The sequence below is a fragment of the Sphingobacterium sp. 1.A.4 genome, from assembly GCF_002734245.1.
GTDB classification, from domain to species: Bacteria; Bacteroidota; Bacteroidia; order Sphingobacteriales; family Sphingobacteriaceae; genus Sphingobacterium; species Sphingobacterium tenebrionis.
The window spans coordinates 1-779 of the sequence record NZ_PEAZ01000010.1; the positions used below are offsets into that span (position 1 = coordinate 1).

General features: G+C 49.9%; 1 protein-coding gene. It reads right to left on the reverse strand.

The features are described 5' to 3' along the window. A partial coding sequence (locus CRJ00_RS01460) for an IS110 family transposase (protein ID WP_099365158.1) occupies window positions 1–630 on the reverse strand: 630 nt, incomplete at its 3' end. Between the last annotated feature and the right edge of the window lie 149 nt (window positions 631–779).

A 779-nucleotide genomic window follows, 5' to 3' on the forward strand; every position in this document is an offset into this window, starting at 1 on the left:
CGTCAGGATGATAAGCAGTGCTGCGCTGCGTGGCCCTATTCCCGGTATGCTCCGCAGGTTCGCGTTGAGTTCCCCGTAATTCTCCATGATGATCTGCTGGATCTGTCTTTCATGTTCATTGATGTTCTCATCAAAAACTTTGATCCCTTCCTCCATGGTCTTCCTGAGCGAGGGGTCCAGTGTCCCAGCATATTCATATGCATGGAGCTGGTTCCCTAGAAGGTTCCTGCATTCCTTCTGTCCCTTGATATAGCCCTCCAGGTTCCTGATCCTCAGCAYATGTTCCTCCGGCAGCCTCCATTGGGYAGGTTCCGTCATGCTGGTGAACTTGGCGATGAGCTGGGCATCCTTCCTGTCGGTCTTGGTCCTGGCCAGGGTCATCTGGGAAAAACGCCTGATGACAAGGGGGTTGATGACCGAGACACGTTCATCCCTYTCCCAGAGGAACCTTGCCAGSCGGAAGTAATAGGGACCGGTGGCCTCCATCGCTATATGGCTGCCGTGCATGTGGCCCAGGGCCTCCACAAAACCCGCTTGGTCGTTACGGAAACGACCCTTGAAAACCTCTTTCTCTCCCGATTGGACAGAAATGTCAAAATAATCCTTTGAACAATCAATACCTGTTACCATATTTGTATATCATATTTGTGGATYACAGCAGCTCTTATCATAACTTATCAATCGTAAAAACAGGCTCCTGGCCTAATGAACTGTCCAAGTTTATGATAGGAATAAGAGAGGGGGATTAACATTGCGAAGGGTCTCTCAAGGACCAATGA